General features: G+C 37.6%; 16 protein-coding genes. 7 read left to right on the top strand and 9 right to left on the bottom strand.

Annotation, left to right across the window (positions count from 1 at the left end; all coding sequences use genetic code 11):
* The first annotated feature begins 1 nt into the window (after position 1).
* Both F598_RS0100480 and F598_RS0100475 read left to right on the top strand, forming a co-directional pair.
* Positions 2–397 carry an HIT family protein gene (locus F598_RS0100480; RefSeq protein ID WP_019037042.1) on the top strand — a complete coding sequence of 132 codons (396 nt, stop codon included), beginning with the start codon at positions 2–4 and terminating at the stop codon, positions 395–397.
* Entirely contained in the window at positions 397–864 is a 468-nt protein-coding gene (locus F598_RS0100475) for a CYTH domain-containing protein (RefSeq protein WP_019037041.1), read from the top strand. Before F598_RS0100480 ends, F598_RS0100475 begins: the two co-directional genes overlap by 1 nt.
* A gap of 7 nt (positions 865–871) precedes the next feature.
* On the opposite strand, the gene F598_RS0100470 is transcribed toward F598_RS0100475, so the two are convergent.
* The 8 genes from F598_RS0100470 to panC form a co-directional block, all read right to left on the bottom strand.
* A complete protein-coding gene (locus F598_RS0100470) occupies positions 872–1807 on the bottom strand; it encodes a class I SAM-dependent methyltransferase (RefSeq protein ID WP_026302422.1) in 936 nt (311 codons plus the stop codon).
* A gap of 165 nt (positions 1808–1972) precedes the next feature.
* Positions 1973–2365, bottom strand: a complete 393-nt coding sequence (locus tag F598_RS0100465; protein WP_026302421.1) for a TraR/DksA family transcriptional regulator — start codon at positions 2363–2365, stop codon at positions 1973–1975.
* A gap of 1 nt (position 2366) precedes the next feature.
* Positions 2367–5774, bottom strand: a complete 3408-nt coding sequence (gene ileS, locus F598_RS0100460) for an isoleucine--tRNA ligase (protein ID WP_019037038.1) — start codon at positions 5772–5774, stop codon at positions 2367–2369.
* 614 nt (positions 5775–6388) lie between these two features.
* Positions 6389–7750, bottom strand: a complete 1362-nt coding sequence (gene radA, locus F598_RS0100455; protein WP_019037037.1) for a DNA repair protein RadA — start codon at positions 7748–7750, stop codon at positions 6389–6391.
* Between the two features lie 5 nt (positions 7751–7755).
* Positions 7756–8901, bottom strand: a complete 1146-nt coding sequence (locus F598_RS0100450; RefSeq protein ID WP_019037036.1) for an alpha/beta hydrolase — start codon at positions 8899–8901, stop codon at positions 7756–7758.
* Between the two features lie 34 nt (positions 8902–8935).
* Positions 8936–9898, bottom strand: coding sequence for a lysylphosphatidylglycerol synthase transmembrane domain-containing protein (locus tag F598_RS0100445; RefSeq protein ID WP_026302420.1), 963 nt, complete (start codon positions 9896–9898; stop codon positions 8936–8938).
* A gap of 9 nt (positions 9899–9907) precedes the next feature.
* Positions 9908–10255 (bottom strand): aspartate 1-decarboxylase, encoded by a 348-nt coding sequence (gene panD / locus F598_RS0100440; protein WP_019037034.1) that lies wholly within the window; start codon positions 10253–10255, stop codon positions 9908–9910.
* Between the two features lie 6 nt (positions 10256–10261).
* Positions 10262–11107 (bottom strand): pantoate--beta-alanine ligase, encoded by an 846-nt coding sequence (gene panC / locus F598_RS0100435; protein ID WP_019037033.1) that lies wholly within the window; start codon positions 11105–11107, stop codon positions 10262–10264.
* Between the two features lie 108 nt (positions 11108–11215).
* Between panC and F598_RS0100430 the strand changes: the two genes are divergently transcribed.
* From F598_RS0100430 to F598_RS0100410, 5 genes are all read left to right on the top strand, one after another.
* Positions 11216–12037 carry a glycogen/starch synthase gene (locus F598_RS0100430; RefSeq protein WP_019037032.1) on the top strand — a complete coding sequence of 274 codons (822 nt, stop codon included), beginning with the start codon at positions 11216–11218 and terminating at the stop codon, positions 12035–12037.
* A gap of 4 nt (positions 12038–12041) precedes the next feature.
* Positions 12042–13610: a BamH family beta-barrel-assembly machinery protein gene (gene bamH, locus F598_RS0100425; RefSeq protein WP_019037031.1), complete on the top strand. Its 1569-nt coding sequence runs from the start codon at positions 12042–12044 to the stop codon at positions 13608–13610.
* Between the two features lie 9 nt (positions 13611–13619).
* Positions 13620–15467 carry a glutamine--fructose-6-phosphate transaminase (isomerizing) gene (gene glmS, locus F598_RS0100420; RefSeq protein WP_019037030.1) on the top strand — a complete coding sequence of 616 codons (1848 nt, stop codon included), beginning with the start codon at positions 13620–13622 and terminating at the stop codon, positions 15465–15467.
* A gap of 122 nt (positions 15468–15589) precedes the next feature.
* Positions 15590–17098, top strand: coding sequence for a F0F1 ATP synthase subunit beta (gene atpD / locus F598_RS0100415; RefSeq protein WP_019037029.1), 1509 nt, complete (start codon positions 15590–15592; stop codon positions 17096–17098).
* Positions 17099–17115: 17 nt separating this feature from the next.
* Entirely contained in the window at positions 17116–17391 is a 276-nt protein-coding gene (locus F598_RS0100410; RefSeq protein WP_019037028.1) for a F0F1 ATP synthase subunit delta/epsilon, read from the top strand.
* A gap of 73 nt (positions 17392–17464) precedes the next feature.
* Here the strand turns inward: F598_RS0100410 and F598_RS0100405 are convergent, their stop codons facing one another.
* Positions 17465–18118 carry a 3-oxoacid CoA-transferase subunit B gene (locus tag F598_RS0100405; RefSeq protein ID WP_019037027.1) on the bottom strand — a complete coding sequence of 218 codons (654 nt, stop codon included), beginning with the start codon at positions 18116–18118 and terminating at the stop codon, positions 17465–17467.
* Positions 18119–18123: the final 5 nt, after the last annotated feature.

Below are 18123 nucleotides of genomic sequence, written 5' to 3'. Positions count from 1 at the left end.
TATGGCTACCCTTTTTACTAAAATTATTTCAGGAGAAATTCCTTCTTATAAAGTCGCTGAAACCGATAATTTTCTAGCGTTTCTAGACATAAATCCTAATGCTAAAGGTCACACCTTATGCATCCCTAAGAAAGAAGAAAATAAACTATTCGATTTAGATGAGGAAACCTATCTGGAATTGATGAGTTTCTCCAAAAAGGTAGCTCATGGCCTTGAGTCTTCTATAGATTGTAAACGAATTGGAATGGCAGTAGTTGGTTTGGAAGTGCCTCACGTGCATGTACACCTCATTCCTTTACAAAGTATGGACGATATGCGTTTTGAAAAAAAAGAATCTTTTACTGAAGAAGAGTTTAAAGCTCTCGCCAAAACTATAAGTAATAAGGTGTCTTTGTAATGCTTGAAATTGAACGGAAATTTTTGGTTAATTCGAAGGACTTCAAAAAGCAAGCATTTAAGCAATCAAAAATATCTCAGGGTTTTTTGAATTCGGATAAAATGAGAACGGTGAGAGTTCGTCTTACTGATGAACAGGGTTTTTTAACTATTAAAGGTAAAAGTTCAGCTTCTGGGACTTCCAGATTCGAATGGGAAAAAGAAATTTCAACGCAAGAAGCTCTAGACTTATTAAGGCTATGTGAGCCTGGGAAAATCCTAAAGACAAGATATTATGTATCTGTAGATAAACATACTTATGAAGTCGATGAGTTCTATGGAGAAAATGAAGGCTTAATCATCGCTGAAATCGAACTCAATTCTGAAGACGAACACTTCACTAAACCCGATTGGCTGGGAGAGGAAGTTACCGGACAGGTAAAGTATTATAATGCGATGCTCTCCAGAAATTCTTTTACCAAGTGGTAAAAACTATTTATGAAGCAATTGGAGTAGCTATAATGGTCATTACGCCAAGAGACAATTTTTTTTCTAAGATTCGTTTAGGCAAAAAGCTTATCATTCCGGTGATGAATGGTACAATTTCTTTTTCCATGTTTTTATCCCATTCTATTCCTCTTTTTTCCATTTTACTCATCCAGTAGATAAGGTATGGGTCCATAGTTCCGTAATTGAGATTCTGTTCTACTTTCCAATTACTTTTTTTGAGTAGTAATTCAAGGTTGTAGTGAGAGAATAATGAAGGATGTCTCGGAGTATGCCATCCTGCCCAATGCTGGCCAAATTTCTTTCTACTGGAGGAATCAAAATTAGGAACCTCAATGATAAGCTTGGTGGTAGATTTAGATATAGACCTTAAATATTTCAAGTTTTCAAGAGGAGTGTAATCGTGTTCTAAATAATGCCACATGGTAATGACATCTGGCTTTAGATTTTGGGACAGATCTGAAATTTCGCCTACTTGAAGACTTAATGATTCGTATTTTCCATTATGCTTTCTCCAGCCATTATCAGAAAAATCAAGACCTAAGGTCCTGCAACCTTCTTTCTCTTGGCACAGCTTCAAAAAACTGGGTTGACCACAGCCAATATCTAAGACCAAAGAATCTTGGGTTAGAGGTTGAGAATGTTTTACTGTGTTCAGTTTTCTAGAATCTAATTTCTTAAAGCTTCCATCGACAAGCTTTTTAAATTTCCCCCAGGCTTCTGGACCACGGTAAGGAAGATAATATTCTGTGTAGTAGGCTTCTAATTGATTAGGATCGACTTTTGGATTTAGAAAAACATACTTACAATTTTCACATTGGTCAAACTTAAAAGCCTCCTTATCAGGATGCATCTGAGCTGAGGTGGTTATAAAGTGTTTAATCTTACTTGAGTCGCAAATCGGACAGCTTTCAATTTTTTTCATCTTGGCAAACATAACCTATTACAAGACCATCACTATTTAAACAGTTTGTAAAATCTGCTTTAAACCCAACATAAAAGGCATAGTCACAAAAAGCTTCTGTAAATGATTTAGAAGTTTTAGAGCTATTGATTAATCAAAAAACTCCCTCAAAAGGGAGTTTAAATTTTATTTCTGTTTGTTTTTAGCTTCAATACTCAGAGTAGCATGAGGAACAAGGATCAACCTTTCTTTACGAATAAGTTTGCCTGTATCACGACATATTCCATAGGTTTTATTCTCGATTCTTATTAAAGCATTTTTAAGATCACGTATAAATTTACCTTGTCTAATGGCTAATTGTGAATTAGCTTCCTTACTTAAGGTGTTGCTACCATCATCAAAAGACTTAAACGTAGGAGCTGTATCTTCTGTGTCGTTACTGCTTCCATTCCTGTAAGCATCCTCATAAAGTTCTAATTGTTTTTGAGCCTTTTCAATTTTATCAAGAATCAATTTTTTGAACTCAGCTAAATCTTCATCAGAGTAACGTTCTTTACTAGTTGTTGTTTTGTCTGTCATTTTAGTTTTGTTTTTCAATTGCTAAGACGGTATTAACATCATCAAATTCTATCTGTATTCCGTCTTTAACGTTCGAAGTTAAATTAATAGTATTAGTTAGTGTTTCTGTTTTAATATAGTCAAGATTCTGAAGAACAGCCTTAGATAGCACATCACTTTCTTGCAGTTCCACATTAATTCTATCGGTGACCTCCAAATCAGAATCTTTTCTTAGATTCTGTATTCTGTTCACAAGCTCTCTGGCGATTCCTTCGTTAACTAGCTCCTCGTTGAGCGTCACATCTAAAGCTACAGTTAAACCATTTCCAGTAGCCACGAGCCAGCCTTCAATGTCTTGAGATAAAATTTCTACTTCTTTTAGACTGATTTGGATAGATTCCCCATCAACTTCTAAGGATATAGAATTGTTTTTTTCAAGTTCTGCAATATCTTTTGGTTCCATCTTTTGAATGGCTTGAGCAACATACTTCATATTTTTCCCAAACCTCGGTCCTAAAACTTTAAAATTAGGTTTGATGTCCTTCACAAGAATTCCAGAGGTGTCATCAATAAATTCGATTCCTTTAACGTTGATCTCAGATTTTATCAATTCTGCCACCTCTGCAATTTGTTCCTTTATAGAGTTATCCAAAACTGGAATCATTATGCGCTCCAGCGGCTGTCTAACTTTTATCATTTCTTTTTTCCTTAATGATAAAGCTAGCGATGAGATAGTTTGTGCCATCTGCATCTTATGCTCCAGCTCTTTATCGATTAAAGCTGCATTTTGCTCTGGGAAATCGGCCAAATGTACGCTCTCTTTTTGATCCCCCACACTGGTTGATGTTAAATCTCTAAAAAGACGGTCCGAGAAAAAAGGCGCTACAGGAGCAGAAAGTTGCGCTATGGTCTTAAGGCAGGTGAATAAGGTCTGGTATGCCGATATTTTATCGGTTTTGTAATCGCCTTTCCAAAATCGTCTTCTGCTTAATCTCACGTACCAATTACTCATATTTTCCTGAACAAAATCGGAGATTGCTCTAGTTGCCTTTGTTGGCTCATAACTAGCGTAAAACTCATCTACTGATTTAATTAAAGTGTTTAGCTCTGAAAGAATCCATCTATCGATTTCAGGTCGCTTTTCTTTTTCAATATCAGCTTCTCTGTACTGAAACTGATCCAGATTGGCATACATCGAAAAGAATGAATAGGTATTGTAAAGAGTCCCAAAAAATTTTCGTTGAACCTCGCCAATACCTTCCAGATCAAACTTTAAATTATCCCACGGGTTAGCATTCGAGATCATATACCATCGAGTAGCATCAGGTCCATAGGTTTTTAAAGTTTCAAATGGATCGGCTGCATTGCCCAAACGTTTAGACATCTTTTGACCGTTTTTATCTAAAACCAGTCCATTGGAGACCACGTTTTTATAGGCGACATCGTCAAAAGTCATAGTCGCTATGGCATGAAGCGTGTAAAACCATCCTCTGGTCTGGTCGACACCCTCTGCAATAAAGTCGGCAGACCTCCAGGTAGTTTCGACTTTTTCCTTATTCTCAAAAGGATAGTGCCATTGGGCATAGGGCATAGAGCCAGAATCAAACCAAACATCAATCAGGTCTGCTTCACGTTTCATGGGTTGACCTGTAGCTGAGACTAAGGTGATCTGATCAACAGTGTTCTTATGAAGATCGACCTTATCATAATTCTCTTCACTGTAGTTATCCACTTCAAAACTTTCAAAGGGGTCTTGAGTCATGACTCCAGCTTCTACAGCTTTATGTATTTCATGTTTCAGCTCTTTAATTGAGCCTATAATAATTTCTTCTTTACCATCTTCAGTTCGCCAAATTGGTAAGGGGATACCCCAATAGCGGGATCTGGACAGGTTCCAGTCATTGGCATTGGCCAGCCAGTTGCCAAAGCGTCCTTCACCGGTTGCCGCAGGCTTCCAGTTGATGGTTTTGTTAAGTTCATGCATTCTGTCCTTAAACTCAGTGACTTTGATAAACCATGAGTCTAATGGATAATATAAAATCGGTTTGTCTGTTCTCCAGCAGTTAGGGTAGGAATGAACGTATTTTTCTACCAAAAAGGCTCTGTTTTCTTCTTTAAGCTGAATCGCCAGTTCTACATCTACAGATTTTTCTGGAGCTTCGCCCTCTTCGTAGTACTCGTTCTTGACGTATTTGCCAGCATAAGGGCCTACTTCCTTTCTAAATCTACCTTTTAGATCAACAAGAGGCACAAGGTTATCATTGTCATCTTTTACAAGCAGACCGGGAACTTCAGGTTGAGCCTGTTTACAGACCATAGCATCGTCTGCTCCAAAAGTGGGAGCCGTGTGTACAATTCCTGTTCCATCTTCTGTCGTGACAAAATCTCCAGCAATCACTCTAAAGGCATTTTCTGGAGTATGATAGGGTTGAGCAAACTGAAAGAGTTGTTCATATCTGGACTCGATAAGGCTCTCTCCCATAAATTCATCTTTTATGAAGTATGGGATCTTTTTATCACCTTCTTGATAAGCCTTAAGCTCTTCTTCAGACTCTGTTTTCACAAACTTCTTTTTGAACAAAGAAGGAATTAAAACTTTAGCAGCAATGACATTGATAGGTTCGAAAGTGTACTGGTTGTAAGTTTTAACTACGACATAATCTATCTTTTTACCAACGGTTAAAGCGGTGTTACTAGGCAAGGTCCACGGCGTAGTGGTCCAGGCTAAAAAGAACACCTCACCATCGATGGACTGAAGCTGTTCTGGAAGCGTCTCTTTGATGGCTTTAAACTGAGCAGTCACCGTTGTGTCTGAAACATCCTGGTAGGTTCCAGGCTGATTTAACTCATGAGAGCTCAATCCCGTGCCGGCCTTTGGAGAGTAAGGTTGTATAGTGTAGCCTTTATAAACTAAATCTTTTTTATAGATTTCAGACAATAGCCACCAAACGGTTTCCATGTATTTGGACTTGTAGGTGATATAAGGATTTTCCATATCCACCCAATAGCCTATTTTTTTGGTCAGATCGTTCCATACATCGGTGTAACGCATGACGGCCTCTTTACAGGCTTTATTATAATCTTCTATGGAGATTTTGGTCCCGATGTCTTCTTTGGTAATGCCGAGTTCTTTTTCAACTTTTAGCTCTACCGGTAGGCCGTGAGTATCCCAGCCTGCTTTACGCTTCACTTGAAATCCCTTTTGAGTTTTATAGCGACAAAAAATATCCTTGATGCTTCGAGCCATGACATGGTGAATCCCTGGCATTCCATTAGCAGATGGCGGGCCTTCGAAGAAAATGAAAGGCTCTGCCCCTTCGCGCTCATCCATACTTTTATCGAAAATGGCATTTTCATCCCAAAAACTCATGATGTCTTCTGCTACCTTTGGGAGGTCAAGTCCCTTATATTCAGGAAATTTCTTGCTCATTTTTGCTATTTTTCAAATGATTTGCGAAAATAAGTAATTTATCTAAATTGACCTCTAGTCTCATGAAAATCTGGAATGAACTTAGCGTTAAATTCTTAAAGAAAAGTTGTTTTTTGCCTTTGGTTTAAATTAAATTTTAGATCTTAAAATTCCCAAAGCTTTGGGGACTGTGAGGTCTTCAGTACAATTTAAAAAATGGCTTATCTATTGGTAGTGAACAATTTTACGTTGAATATGTGTTCGCTAAACTTAATGCCTCAAGATACATTTCTTAAAGCTTTTTGGCACTCTTAAGCATCCACTTTGGTTTTGAACACCAACTGAAGTCGATGATGTAGATTGGGACTGGTAGGTTGTTTTTAACTATAAGTCAATAGATTTTGCAGGAAAGAGATTCTTCACTCCTCTGCGCTACGAGTAGAATGACAATGTTATGCTGGTGATCTCTAAGGAAATACAGAGACAAGAGATCTATATTTCATCTTAATTTAAAATCTTCTCCAAAACCTTCAGTATTTCCAACGAAAACCCGTCCCTGCTCATTAAACTAACTTATACCGTTAAGCAATGTATCGTTAAACTTAAAAGGAAACGGGAGCAAATTCAACAAAAACCTAAAAGAGAGCATCCACGACATCTTCAATTTTGGCAACGCGAATCACATTGATCTTATAGTTCTCTTTGGGTAATTTGCTTTGCTTGGAAATGAGTATGCTGGCAAAGCCCAGTTTTTCGGCTTCCATTACCCGTTGTTCTACCCGTGTTACAGGTCGTATTTCGCCTGCTAAACCTACTTCTGCTGCAAAACAAATGTCCTTGGGAATAGATGCATCTTCGCTAGAGGAAAGGATGGCAGCCACCACAGCTAAATCGATGGCAGGATCGTCTATACTAATGCCTCCCGTGATGTTGAGGAATACATCTTTGGCACCCAAGCGAAAACCTGCGCGTTTCTCCAGTACCGCCAGAATCATGTTAAGCCGCTTGAGGTTATAGCCTGTGGCAGAGCGCTGAGGGGTACCATACACCGCTGAGCTTACTAAAGCTTGAATCTCTATCATCATGGGGCGCATCCCTTCCAAAGTGGCCGCAATGGCAGTTCCACTTAAGTGAGTGTCGGTTTTGGAAATCAATAAATCTGACGGGTTGGAAACTTCTACCAGACCTCCTTCCTGCATTTCATAAATGCCGAGTTCGTGGGTGGACCCAAATCTATTTTTATGCGCTCTTAAAATTCTATAGGCGTAGTTTTTGTCACCCTCAAACTGAAGAACCGTATCCACCATATGTTCCAAAACTTTGGGGCCAGCAATACTTCCTTCTTTATTGATGTGACCTATAAGTATAATCGGTACATTGGTTTCTTTGGCATATTTGATGAGCTCTGAGGTACATTCCCGAATTTGGGAGACGCTACCAGGAGAACTTTCCACATAATCGGTATGTAGGGTTTGAATAGAGTCTACAATTAATATCTCAGGCTCCAGCGATTCGATTTGCGAAAAAATAAGCTGAGTTTTAGTTTCTGATAGAATATAGCAATTGGATTCTTCCTTTTGGATGCGTTCTGCCCGCATCTTGATTTGTTGCTGACTTTCTTCACCAGAAACATACAACACTTTGTGCTTAAAACTGAGCGACAACTGAAGTAGAAGGGTACTTTTTCCTACCCCTGGTTCGCCACCTAAAAGAGTTATACTTCCTGGTACAATACCACCACCAAGCACACGATTGAATTCCTGATTGGAGGTAGGAATTCTAATTTCCTTTCCGATTTTGATCTCATTAATGCGTTGAGGTTTGGATATGCGTTTTGGTGAATTAGAGCTAGCAGGTTTCCATGTTTTTTCCGGCTTTGTGTCTATCACTTCTTCTACCAGAGTGTTCCATTCTTTGCAGGCATTGCATTGGCCTTGCCACTTAGCATATTGAGCGCCACAATTTTGACAGAAAAATGTAGTTTTAGTTTTAGCCATAAATTTTAGTATCCGAATGTTGCATTGAGTTCATCTGCTTTTCCTAGCAATACATCACTATTTAAATAACCTGCACTCTCGAGGCCGTAAGCAGATTGGTATTCTTTGATAGCGCGTTTAGGTTGACCTAGCTTTTCATAATACATACCAAGGAAATAGTGGTGTAAAACCGTGTTTGGGGATTCTTTTCTTGCCAGCTTACTCAGGTTTTTATAGTCTTCCCACAGCTCTTTTTCTTCGATAGCATCTGCTGTTTTTAAAAAGTCGATGTTTCGAATAGGAATTTTGATGGCGTAAAGTTCCTGTATGGTAAGGTATTTATCCTCAAGTGTGTTTGATGGTGAGGTTGATGAAAGAAATTTATTCTCATATTCAGAATCCGAAATAGGGCCGTAGGTTTCAAAAATAGAAAGCAGTCCGTTGGGGATAGCACTGGAAACAAAACTAAAATGATCTTTGTTTTCAAAAGTCTCAAAACGATAACTCACATTAGGATTATTGCAAATCGAAAGATAAGAATCTAAAGTCTTAATTTTGTTTTTCAATTCAGGGATATCACGTTCTGCGGTAGCTAGATAGTACCAAATTTTTTGATTGACTTTATCCAATTTTCGTTTAACCCGCTCTGGGAGCTTAGGTGTCACATCTGGACTTAAATTGATATATCCACTAAAAAGCGGGTTTTCTTTAAGTAAAAAGAAGTTAGAAAAATTAGCCATATAATCGAGACCTGAGATAATAGCGAAAGGGGTCGTTCTGTAATTATTTTCGATATAGCTTAGGACCTCATAGCCGATAAATTCAAAAAAATCCGCTCCGCTGGCATCAGGCAGCTCGCTATCAGGGTCTATTTTTCCATCTTTCTCTCTGTATCCAGCTTGATTTATCCCGACAACAATAGACTCTGGAATGATTTCCCAATAGCTTAAATAGTCAGTATTCCCAGCAAAAGGTTCAAATAAATAATCTCCATCTAAGACAATAATTACTGGATATTCTTTTTCGCTAGAGTCGTAATTTCTGGGCAGCTGAACCTTAATCTGCCTCGTTTGTTTTAGAATTTTTGAGTTGACTTCAATGTATTGGGTCTGGGAAAAACCTTCAAGTTGGCTTAAGTAAAGGCATAAAAAGCTAAGTAAAAATAACCTCATAGTTTTTGATTTTCTTGCTAATGTACTAAAATTATTATCTTTTGTTAAGCAAGGGTAATACAAGGAAAGACAGGCCTCCTAGTATGATCACTAATCCGGTTTGTGTACCCCACATGACCCAGCCAAAGGCTTCGCCTGTTGAGGAAGAAACACCAAAAGCATTAAAGGCAAGACCGATGGCTACAGGATATAGTCCAATTCCACCGTTGGTTACCGACATGGCGAAAGCTCCAAAGATGAAGGCTACTATCATGGCTTCAAAGCCTAAGGTATGAGTGTCTGGAAATGCAAATTTGAGAATGTAAAACATTCCGATGTAAAGCCCCCAAATCAATAATGAGTGCAATAGAAAATAAATTTTTTTTTTCATTGTGAAAACACTCTTCATGCCTTTAAAAAGCTCTTCCATGAAGTTTTTAATTTTCATAAAAAAAGGAAGTTGACTTCTTCTTACTATTCTAAAGCCGATGATAAGCAGTAGAATCAGACAAAGTATAATTAAGCCTCCAAAAAAGGGGTTGATATCCTGGTCCTTTAAAAAATCAAAAATCTTATCGCTTTGTGAGATTGACGCAAGCCCAAGCACTATCAGCAGCATACTTAAGTCAACCAGGCGTTCTGTTATAATTGTACCAAAGGTGTTTTCAAACTTGACGTCCTCATAAGATGCTAGAGTAGCTCCTCTTAAAACCTCCCCAGAGCGTGGAATACCTAAATTGGCTAAATAGCCCAGCATCAAAGAAAAAAAGCCATTATAAAACTTTGGAAAAATCCCTACAGGCTCCAGTAAAAACCTCCATCGATAAGCTCTGGATAAGTGAGAAGCAATGCCCATGGCAAAGGATATGATGACCCAAACGAGATCTACATTCTTGATATTGAACCATAATTGTTGGAGCTCTTCAGAAGAAAATTTAGAGAGTGAAAACCAGATAAAAAAGATACCTAACCCCATTGGCCCTAAAAGACGTATCCATTTTTTCAGGCTTTTATTCATAAGAAGATTTTACTTAAGTAAGTTTTTCTCGTTAGGAAATACGAGTTTCGGCTTGAAGGTTTTTGCTTCTTCGGGTGTCATGACCGCATAGGCCATTAAAATTAATATATCGCCTGGAGATACCTTTCTCGCGGCCGCACCATTAAGCGTGATTTCACCACTCCCTCTTTCGCCAGGAATAGCATAAGTTTCCAAGCGCTCACCGTTAGAGTTATTTACTACTTGGATTTTTTCACCTTCAATAAGGTTTGCAGCATCCATCAGATCTTGATCTATGGTAATGCTACCGATATAATTAAGATCTGCACCTGTTACGGTAACCCGGTGAATTTTTGATTTTACGAGATGTATTTGCATGTTGAATTAATTGATAGCTATGTTGTCTATTAACCTTACCTCACCAAGGTAGGCTGCTATAAATGCTCTATATTTTTGCCCGCTTTCCTTGGTTTTTGTAGGAATGAGATCGCTTACTTTAGCAATACTAAAGTATTCTAAATCAAAGGAAGCATGCTCTTGAAACATCGTTTTGACTTGGTTTTCGATGTTTTCTATCGAGTTGGAGGCAAACATGTTTTTTGCTTTTGAAAGCGCTTCGTGAATTAGTTCAGCTTCCTTAAGTTCTTGTTTGGTCAGCCTGAAATTTCTAGAGCTTTGAGCTAAGCCAAATTCATTTCTGCTTGTTGGACAACCTATGATTTCTACATCTTGTCCTGTGATATTGACCAGGGATTTAACAACCTGGAGCTGCTGGAAATCCTTTTCTCCAAAAAATGCCTTGTCTGGCTTTGTGATAGTAAATAGTCTCTTCAGTACGCTACCCACTCCGTCAAAATGTCCTGTTCTAAACTCTCCTTCCATATATTGAATAATAGATCCAAATTCAAAAGATTCAGATTCTACTTTATCATTATATATTTCAGAAACTTCTGGAGTAAAAATGATAGTTTCCGGCTGATGGTTAGTTAAAAACTTAGCATCCCCTTCTATATCCCTTGGATATTTTTCAAGGTCTGAGGCATTATTGAATTGAGTAGGATTTACAAAAATGCTAACTACAACCTTATCACAATAGGAATAAGCGAAATCTATTAAGGAAAGATGACCATCATGAAGAGCTCCCATCGTGGGTACCAATCCTATTGTTTTTCCCTCTTTCCTAAATTCATCTAATCTTTGCTGGAGAGATAATTTTGAATCTATAACCACGTGTTGCGTATCTAATTTGAAATTGCAATATTAATATTTTCACGGGAATCCGCATAAATTTTTATAAATTTGCGAACTTTTTGCCATTAATACTTAATGTAAAAATTTATGAAAGATAAGCGCATACTATACGTTTCATCTGAGGTAGTTCCTTATTTACCAGAAAACGACATTTCTTCAGCGGCCTTTGAGGCTCCAAAATTGATTAATACAGCGGGTGGACAAACCCGTATTTTTATGCCTCGTTTTGGTAATATAAACGAGCGCAGACATCAACTTCATGAAGTTATAAGACTGTCTGGAATGAATCTCGTTATAAACGATTTAGATATGCCACTTATCATAAAAGTAGCTTCCATTCCAAAAGAGCGAATGCAGGTTTATTTTATAGATAATGAAGATTATTTTAAGAGAAAGGCCACTTTTTCTGATGAAGATGGAGAGTTGTTTGATGATAATGATGAAAGAGCTATTTTCTTTGCTAAGGGAGTTATAGAGACCGTTAAGAAATTAAACTGGTCGCCAGACATCATTCATGTTCATGGTTGGATGTCTTCTCTGTTACCTATGTATTTAAGGCATTATTATGGTAACGAACCATTATTTTCTGAAGCTAAAATTGTGACGTCATTATACAATCAAAGTTTTGAAGGAACGTTAGATGAGGAAATGAAAAAGAAAGTTTTGTTTGATGGGATTGAAGATGATGCTGTAGCTCATCTAGATCATCCTACTCACGACAACATCTTGAAAGTTGCTATAGACAACTCTGATGGATTAGTGATAGGAAGTGAAGAAATTTCTGAGGATTTAAAAGTCTACATGGAAAATTCTAAACTACCCACACTTCCTCATGTTAAGCGTGAAGAAATGGCCAATGCGTACCAAACATTCTATCTAAGAGATATTTTAAACGAAGAAGAAGAATAATTTTATGTCAAAATTCGCACTAAGAAGCCTGGCTTCTTTGATCCTCCTTGTCTTACTGTTTTCTTGTGAAAATGATTTTTCTGAAGTTGGTACAGACTTTATCAACAGTATAGAATCACAACCTACTTATGAAAGTGAAAATATTATAGCTTATAGTGAAAAACATAACTCCATAAGAACTAATGGTGGAACTAATTACTTTTTAGGTCGTTACGCTGATCCTGTTTTTGGTTTATCTGAAACCAAGATTCTGACTCAAGTCAATTTATCACAAACCAATCCCAGCTTTGGTGAGGACCCCATTTTAGATTCTGTGGTGATGACACTTCCTTTTTACAGTAGCCCTGTTAATGAAGATGAATTTGCTCTAGACTCTGTTTATGGAGAAGGAAGTTTTAAAGTTAAGCTTTATGAATCCAATCAACTTTTAAGGGATATTGATCCTGGTGAAAATGGAGATTTTGATAGTGCTCAACTTTACTATAGTAATCAATTAGACGAATTCAGGCCTAATATCTCTTCAGTTCCTTTTTATACTTCAGATGTAATAAAGCCTACAGAGCTTACAGAGCCTGTAACAGTTTATGACAGAAACTCACAGGGTGAGGTAGACACTTTAAGCCTTTCACCAAGGTTAAGATTGAAATTGCCTAATGACTATTTTCAAGAAAAAATTATTGACCTAGAAGGATCTGAAGTTCTAGCAAGTAATTCTGCTTTCAATAACTTTTTGCGAGGCTTTCTAATTGAAGCGGAACAACAGCAGCCTGTATCTAGCATGAGCTTATTCAATATGCAAAATGAGGATGCAAACATTACAATGTATTACAGGAATATAGAGGTGGATTCAATTGGAAACCCATCGGACACGCTTTACAATCAATATAATCTGAACTTCAACGGCATTAAGCTTAATTTGTATGAAAATAATTTTAATGTAGACCTTACCAATCAGGATACTATTGCTGGAGAAGAAAATATTTACTTAAAAGGAGGAGAGGGTTCTTCGGGAGTTATCGAGCTTTTTGCTGGACCAGATTCAGATGGAGATGGTGTCTCCGATGAACTTGAAGAATTAAGAGAAAATAATTGGCTCATCAATGAAGCTAGTTTAGACCTTTACATCAATGAGCAGATAGCGCCATCTTCCAAAAACAGAATTAACAGGATATTTTTATTTGATCTCGAGAATGAGCAGGTGTTAGAAGATTTCGTTAGAGATCCATCTGCGGTTCAAGGAAACCCATCGGTTTCGAGGGTAATTCATTTAGGTCCCTTGAGTGAGGACGAAAACGGAGATCCGTTTTATAGAATTCGATTAACCTCTCATATCAATTCGATACTCAATAATGAGAATTCAACGGATAGTACCAATGTGAAGTTAGGAGTTTATGTTACTACTAATGTTGACGCATCAACATTAGTAAAAACAAGAGATCCTGAACTTGGTCTTTCTGAAAATGTTCCTCAAAGTATGCTGGAAACGCCACGTGGAATTGTAATCCACGGGAATCGTTCGGCAACAGAAACGAAAAAGATGAAGTTAAAAATTATTTATACTGAAACTAACTAATACTTTATTATGTGTGGAATTGTTGGATATATTGGTAAGCAAGAGGCTTATCCAATAGTGCTAAAAGGGTTAAAGCGTCTGGAGTACAGAGGCTATGATAGTGCAGGTATAGCCATATATAATGGTAGTGAGCTCAATATTTGTAAAACAAAAGGTAAGGTTGATGATTTGCAAAAAAAGTGCGAATCTGAAATTGCGCTTCAAGGAACAGTAGGTATAGGTCATACAAGATGGGCAACACATGGCGAGCCCAATGATATTAATTCTCATCCACATTATTCCAATTCTGGAAATTTAGCAATTATCCATAATGGGATTATAGAAAATTACGAGTCTCTAAAGCAGGAGCTTCAAAATAGGGGTTATTCCTTCACTTCAGATACAGATACGGAAGTCTTAGTCAACCTTATAGAAGATATTAAGACCAATGAAGAAGTAAAGTTAGGTAAAGCTGTTCAAATTGCTTTAAACCAAACAGTTGGTGCTTATGCTATTGCTGTTTTTGACAAAACAAAGCCCAATGAAATTGTTGTCGCTAGACTAGGGAGCCCATTAGCTATTGGTGTAGGTGATAATGAATATTATATTGCTTCAGATGCATCCCCATTTATTGAATATACTAAAAAAGCTATTTATCTAGAAGATGGTGAAATGGCCGTAGTTAGACTTGGTAAAGATGTAAAAGTAAGGAAGATTAAGGACGATTCACTAGTCGATCCCTACGTCCAGAAATTACAACTGAACTTAGATCAGATTGAAAAAGCGGGTTATGAGCATTTCATGCTTAAAGAAATTTACGAACAACCCAGTGCCATCAAAGACACTTACAGAGGAAGAATGTTGGCCGATCAAGGCATTATTAGAATGTCTGGGGTCGATGATAACTTGCAAAAGTTCCTGAATGCTAAGCGAATAATTGTAGTGGCTTGTGGAACTTCCTGGCATGCAGGCCTCGTTTCTGAATATATTTTTGAAGATCTTGCCAGAATTCCAGTGGAGGTAGAATATGCTTCAGAATTCAGATACAGGAATCCAGTTATTAATAAAGATGACGTAGTTATCGCCATTTCTCAGAGTGGAGAAACGGCAGATACGATGGCGGCAATAAAGCTTGCTAAAGAAAATGGCGCATTTGTCTTTGGAGTTTGTAATGTAGTTGGCTCATCTATTTCCAGAGAAACTCATGCAGGAGCCTATACACACGCTGGGCCAGAAATAGGTGTTGCTTCGACGAAAGCCTTTACGACTCAGATTACTATTCTAAGCTTAATCGCTTTGAAACTTGGTAAAGCTAAAGGATCCATTTCAAATTCTGATTACCATTTATATTTGAATGAAATGGAATTGATTCCTTCTAAAATTGAAAAAGCCCTGGAGTCTAATAAGCACATTATCCAGGTTGCAGAAGTCTATAAAAATGCAAAAAATTGTCTTTATTTAGGTAGAGGATATAATTTTCCAGTCGCTCTGGAAGGAGCCTTAAAGTTGAAAGAAATTTCCTACATCCATGCCGAAGGTTATCCCGCTGCAGAAATGAAGCACGGTCCTATTGCACTCATTGATGAACAGATGCCTGTTGTCGTGATTGCCACCAAGAAAGGCCACTACGAAAAGGTAGTGAGTAACATCCAGGAGATCAAATCAAGAAAAGGTAAAATCATTGCGGTAGTAACACAAGGTGATACATCCGTTAAAGGTATGGCAGACCATGTGTTTGAAATTCCTGAAACTTTTGAGGCCCTAACGCCACTCCTTACGACTATTCCATTACAATTATTTTCTTATCATATCGCAGTGATGTTAGGAAAAAATGTAGATCAACCAAGAAACCTTGCCAAGTCGGTAACGGTTGAATAGTTAAAATCAATTATCTATAAAAAAGCATATTGCAATAAAAGATTTATTTAAATAATGTATATTTGCAAAAATTTTGAAATAGAATTTTTTTTAGAAAATCCAATTAAAAAAGCCCTTACATAATGTCTCAAGTTAAAGGTAAAATTACTCAAATCGTCGGTCCAGTTATCGATGTTGAATTTGACAGCGCTAAAGACTTACCAAAGATCTACGATTCTTTGGCAGTAAAACGTGAAAACAAATCAGATCTTATTTTAGAAGTCCAGTCTCATATTGGTGAAAACTCGGTAAGAACCATTGCGATGGACTCTGCTGATGGTTTAAGCCGTGGTGTAGAAGTTTTGAGCACTGGTAGCCCAATTCAAATGCCTGTAGGTAAGGATATTTACGGTCGTTTGTTTAACGTTACTGGAGACGCTATCGATGGACTTGGTGAACTACCAAAGTCTGGTAAAGATGGCATGTCTATTCACAGAGATGCCCCAAAATTTGAAGACTTAGCAGTTTCGACTGAAGTGCTTTTTACTGGAATTAAGGTGATCGACTTAATTGAGCCGTACTCTAAAGGAGGTAAGATTGGTCTTTTTGGTGGTGCTGGTGTTGGTAAAACGGTATTAATCCAGGAGCTGATTAATAATATAGCGAAAGGTCACGGTGGTCTTTCTGTATTCGCTGGTGTTGGAGAACGAACTAGAGAAGGAAATGACTTACTCCGTGAGATGCTCGAGTCTGGTATTATTAAATATGGAGATGATTTCATGCATTCGATGGAAGAAGGTGGATGGGACTTGAAAAAAGTCGATAAAGCCGGGATGAAAGATTCTAAAGCAACTTTCGTGTTTGGGCAAATGAACGAACCGCCAGGGGCACGTGCTCGAGTGGCACTTTCTGGATTAACTATTGCTGAATATTTTAGAGATGGTGCTGGTGAGGCTCAAGGTAAAGACGTTCTTTTCTTTGTCGATAATATATTTAGGTTTACGCAAGCCGGTTCTGAGGTATCAGCTCTTTTAGGTCGTATGCCATCAGCAGTAGGATATCAGCCCACACTAGCTACAGAAATGGGGGCTATGCAGGAGCGCATTACGTCAACTAAAAAAGGCTCTATTACTTCTGTACAAGCTGTTTATGTTCCTGCAGATGACTTGACGGATCCTGCACCAGCTACAACTTTCTCTCACTTGGATGCTACAACAGTACTTTCTAGAAAAATTGCAGAGTTAGGTATCTATCCAGCAGTGGATCCTTTGGATTCCACATCTAGGATTTTAACCAGAGATATATTAGGTGACGATCATTATGAGTGTGCACAGCGAGTAAAAGAGCTATTGCAGAAATATAAAGAACTACAAGATATTATTGCTATTTTGGGTATGGAAGAACTATCAGAAGAAGATAAGCTCTCTGTATCTCGTGCAAGAAGAGTACAACGTTTCTTGTCTCAACCCTTCCATGTTGCAGAACAATTTACAGGACTTAAAGGTGTTCTTGTAGATATTAAAGACACCATTAAAGGTTTTAATATGATTATGGATGGCGAATTAGATCACATTCCAGAAGCTGCTTTTAACCTTAAGGGGTCTATAGAAGATGCAATTGAGGCAGGTGAAAAAATGTTGAACGAAGCTTAGTCAATAAATAAAAGTTTATGCATTTAGAAATAGTAAGTCCAGAACAAATTATTCTTAGTGACGAAGTTAGCTCCGTGAGTGTTCCAGGCATTAATGGTGAATTTCAAATGTTGGATCATCACGCACCAGTAGTCTCAGTCCTTAAGAATGGTGCAATAAAGCTTGATAAAACAGTTGACTTACCAAAAACATCAAAGGACTTGTTTTATGAAAAAGAAGCTAAGCTTAATTTTGATATTACAGGAGGTGTTATTGAACTGAAAGATAATAAAGTGGTAATTTTAATCGATTAATTAGCATTTTCATATAAATAAAAAGGGCAAATCTACTGATTTGCCCTTTTTGTTTTATATAGATAGGTATTGATTAAATCTTCATTTCGGGGATATCACCTTCAATAATGAGATCACCTTCTGTAGCTTTTTGTATCTCTTCAACACTTACTCCAGGAGCTCTTTCTAGAAGCCTAAACTTTTTATTCACAATATCGAGTACAGCCATATTGGTAACAATTTTGGTTACACATTCCACACCTGTAAGTGGTAGCGAACAAGATTTTAGAAGTTTGGAGTCTCCAACTTTATTAGTATGCATCATTGCTACAATAATATTTTTAGCAGATCCAACCAAATCCATTGCTCCACCCATTCCTTTTACCATTTTACCTGGTATCTTCCAGTTAGCTATGTTTCCATTCTGAGCTACTTCCATAGCTCCTAAGATGGTTAAATCTACATGTTGTCCACGTATCATTCCGAAACTCATGGAGGAATCAAAAAAACTGGCGCCTGGCAAGGCAGTTATAGTTTGTTTTCCTGCATTAATCAAGTCGGCATCTACTTCCTCTTCAGAAGGGAAGGGTCCCATACCTAATATACCGTTTTCACTTTGAAATTCTAATTCTATATCGTCACGAACATAATTGGCTACAAGTGTTGGGATGCCAATACCAAGATTCACATAAAATCCATCTTCTACTTCTTGCGCAATGCGTTTTGCTATTCCGTTTTTATCTAACATAATTT

Origin of the sequence: Psychroflexus tropicus DSM 15496, assembly GCF_000378765.1 — a bacterium.
Taxonomy (GTDB): Bacteria; Bacteroidota; Bacteroidia; order Flavobacteriales; family Flavobacteriaceae; genus Psychroflexus; species Psychroflexus tropicus.
The sequence above is the reverse complement of the archived record's forward strand: the minus strand, read 5'-3'. Positions and strand labels throughout refer to the sequence as shown.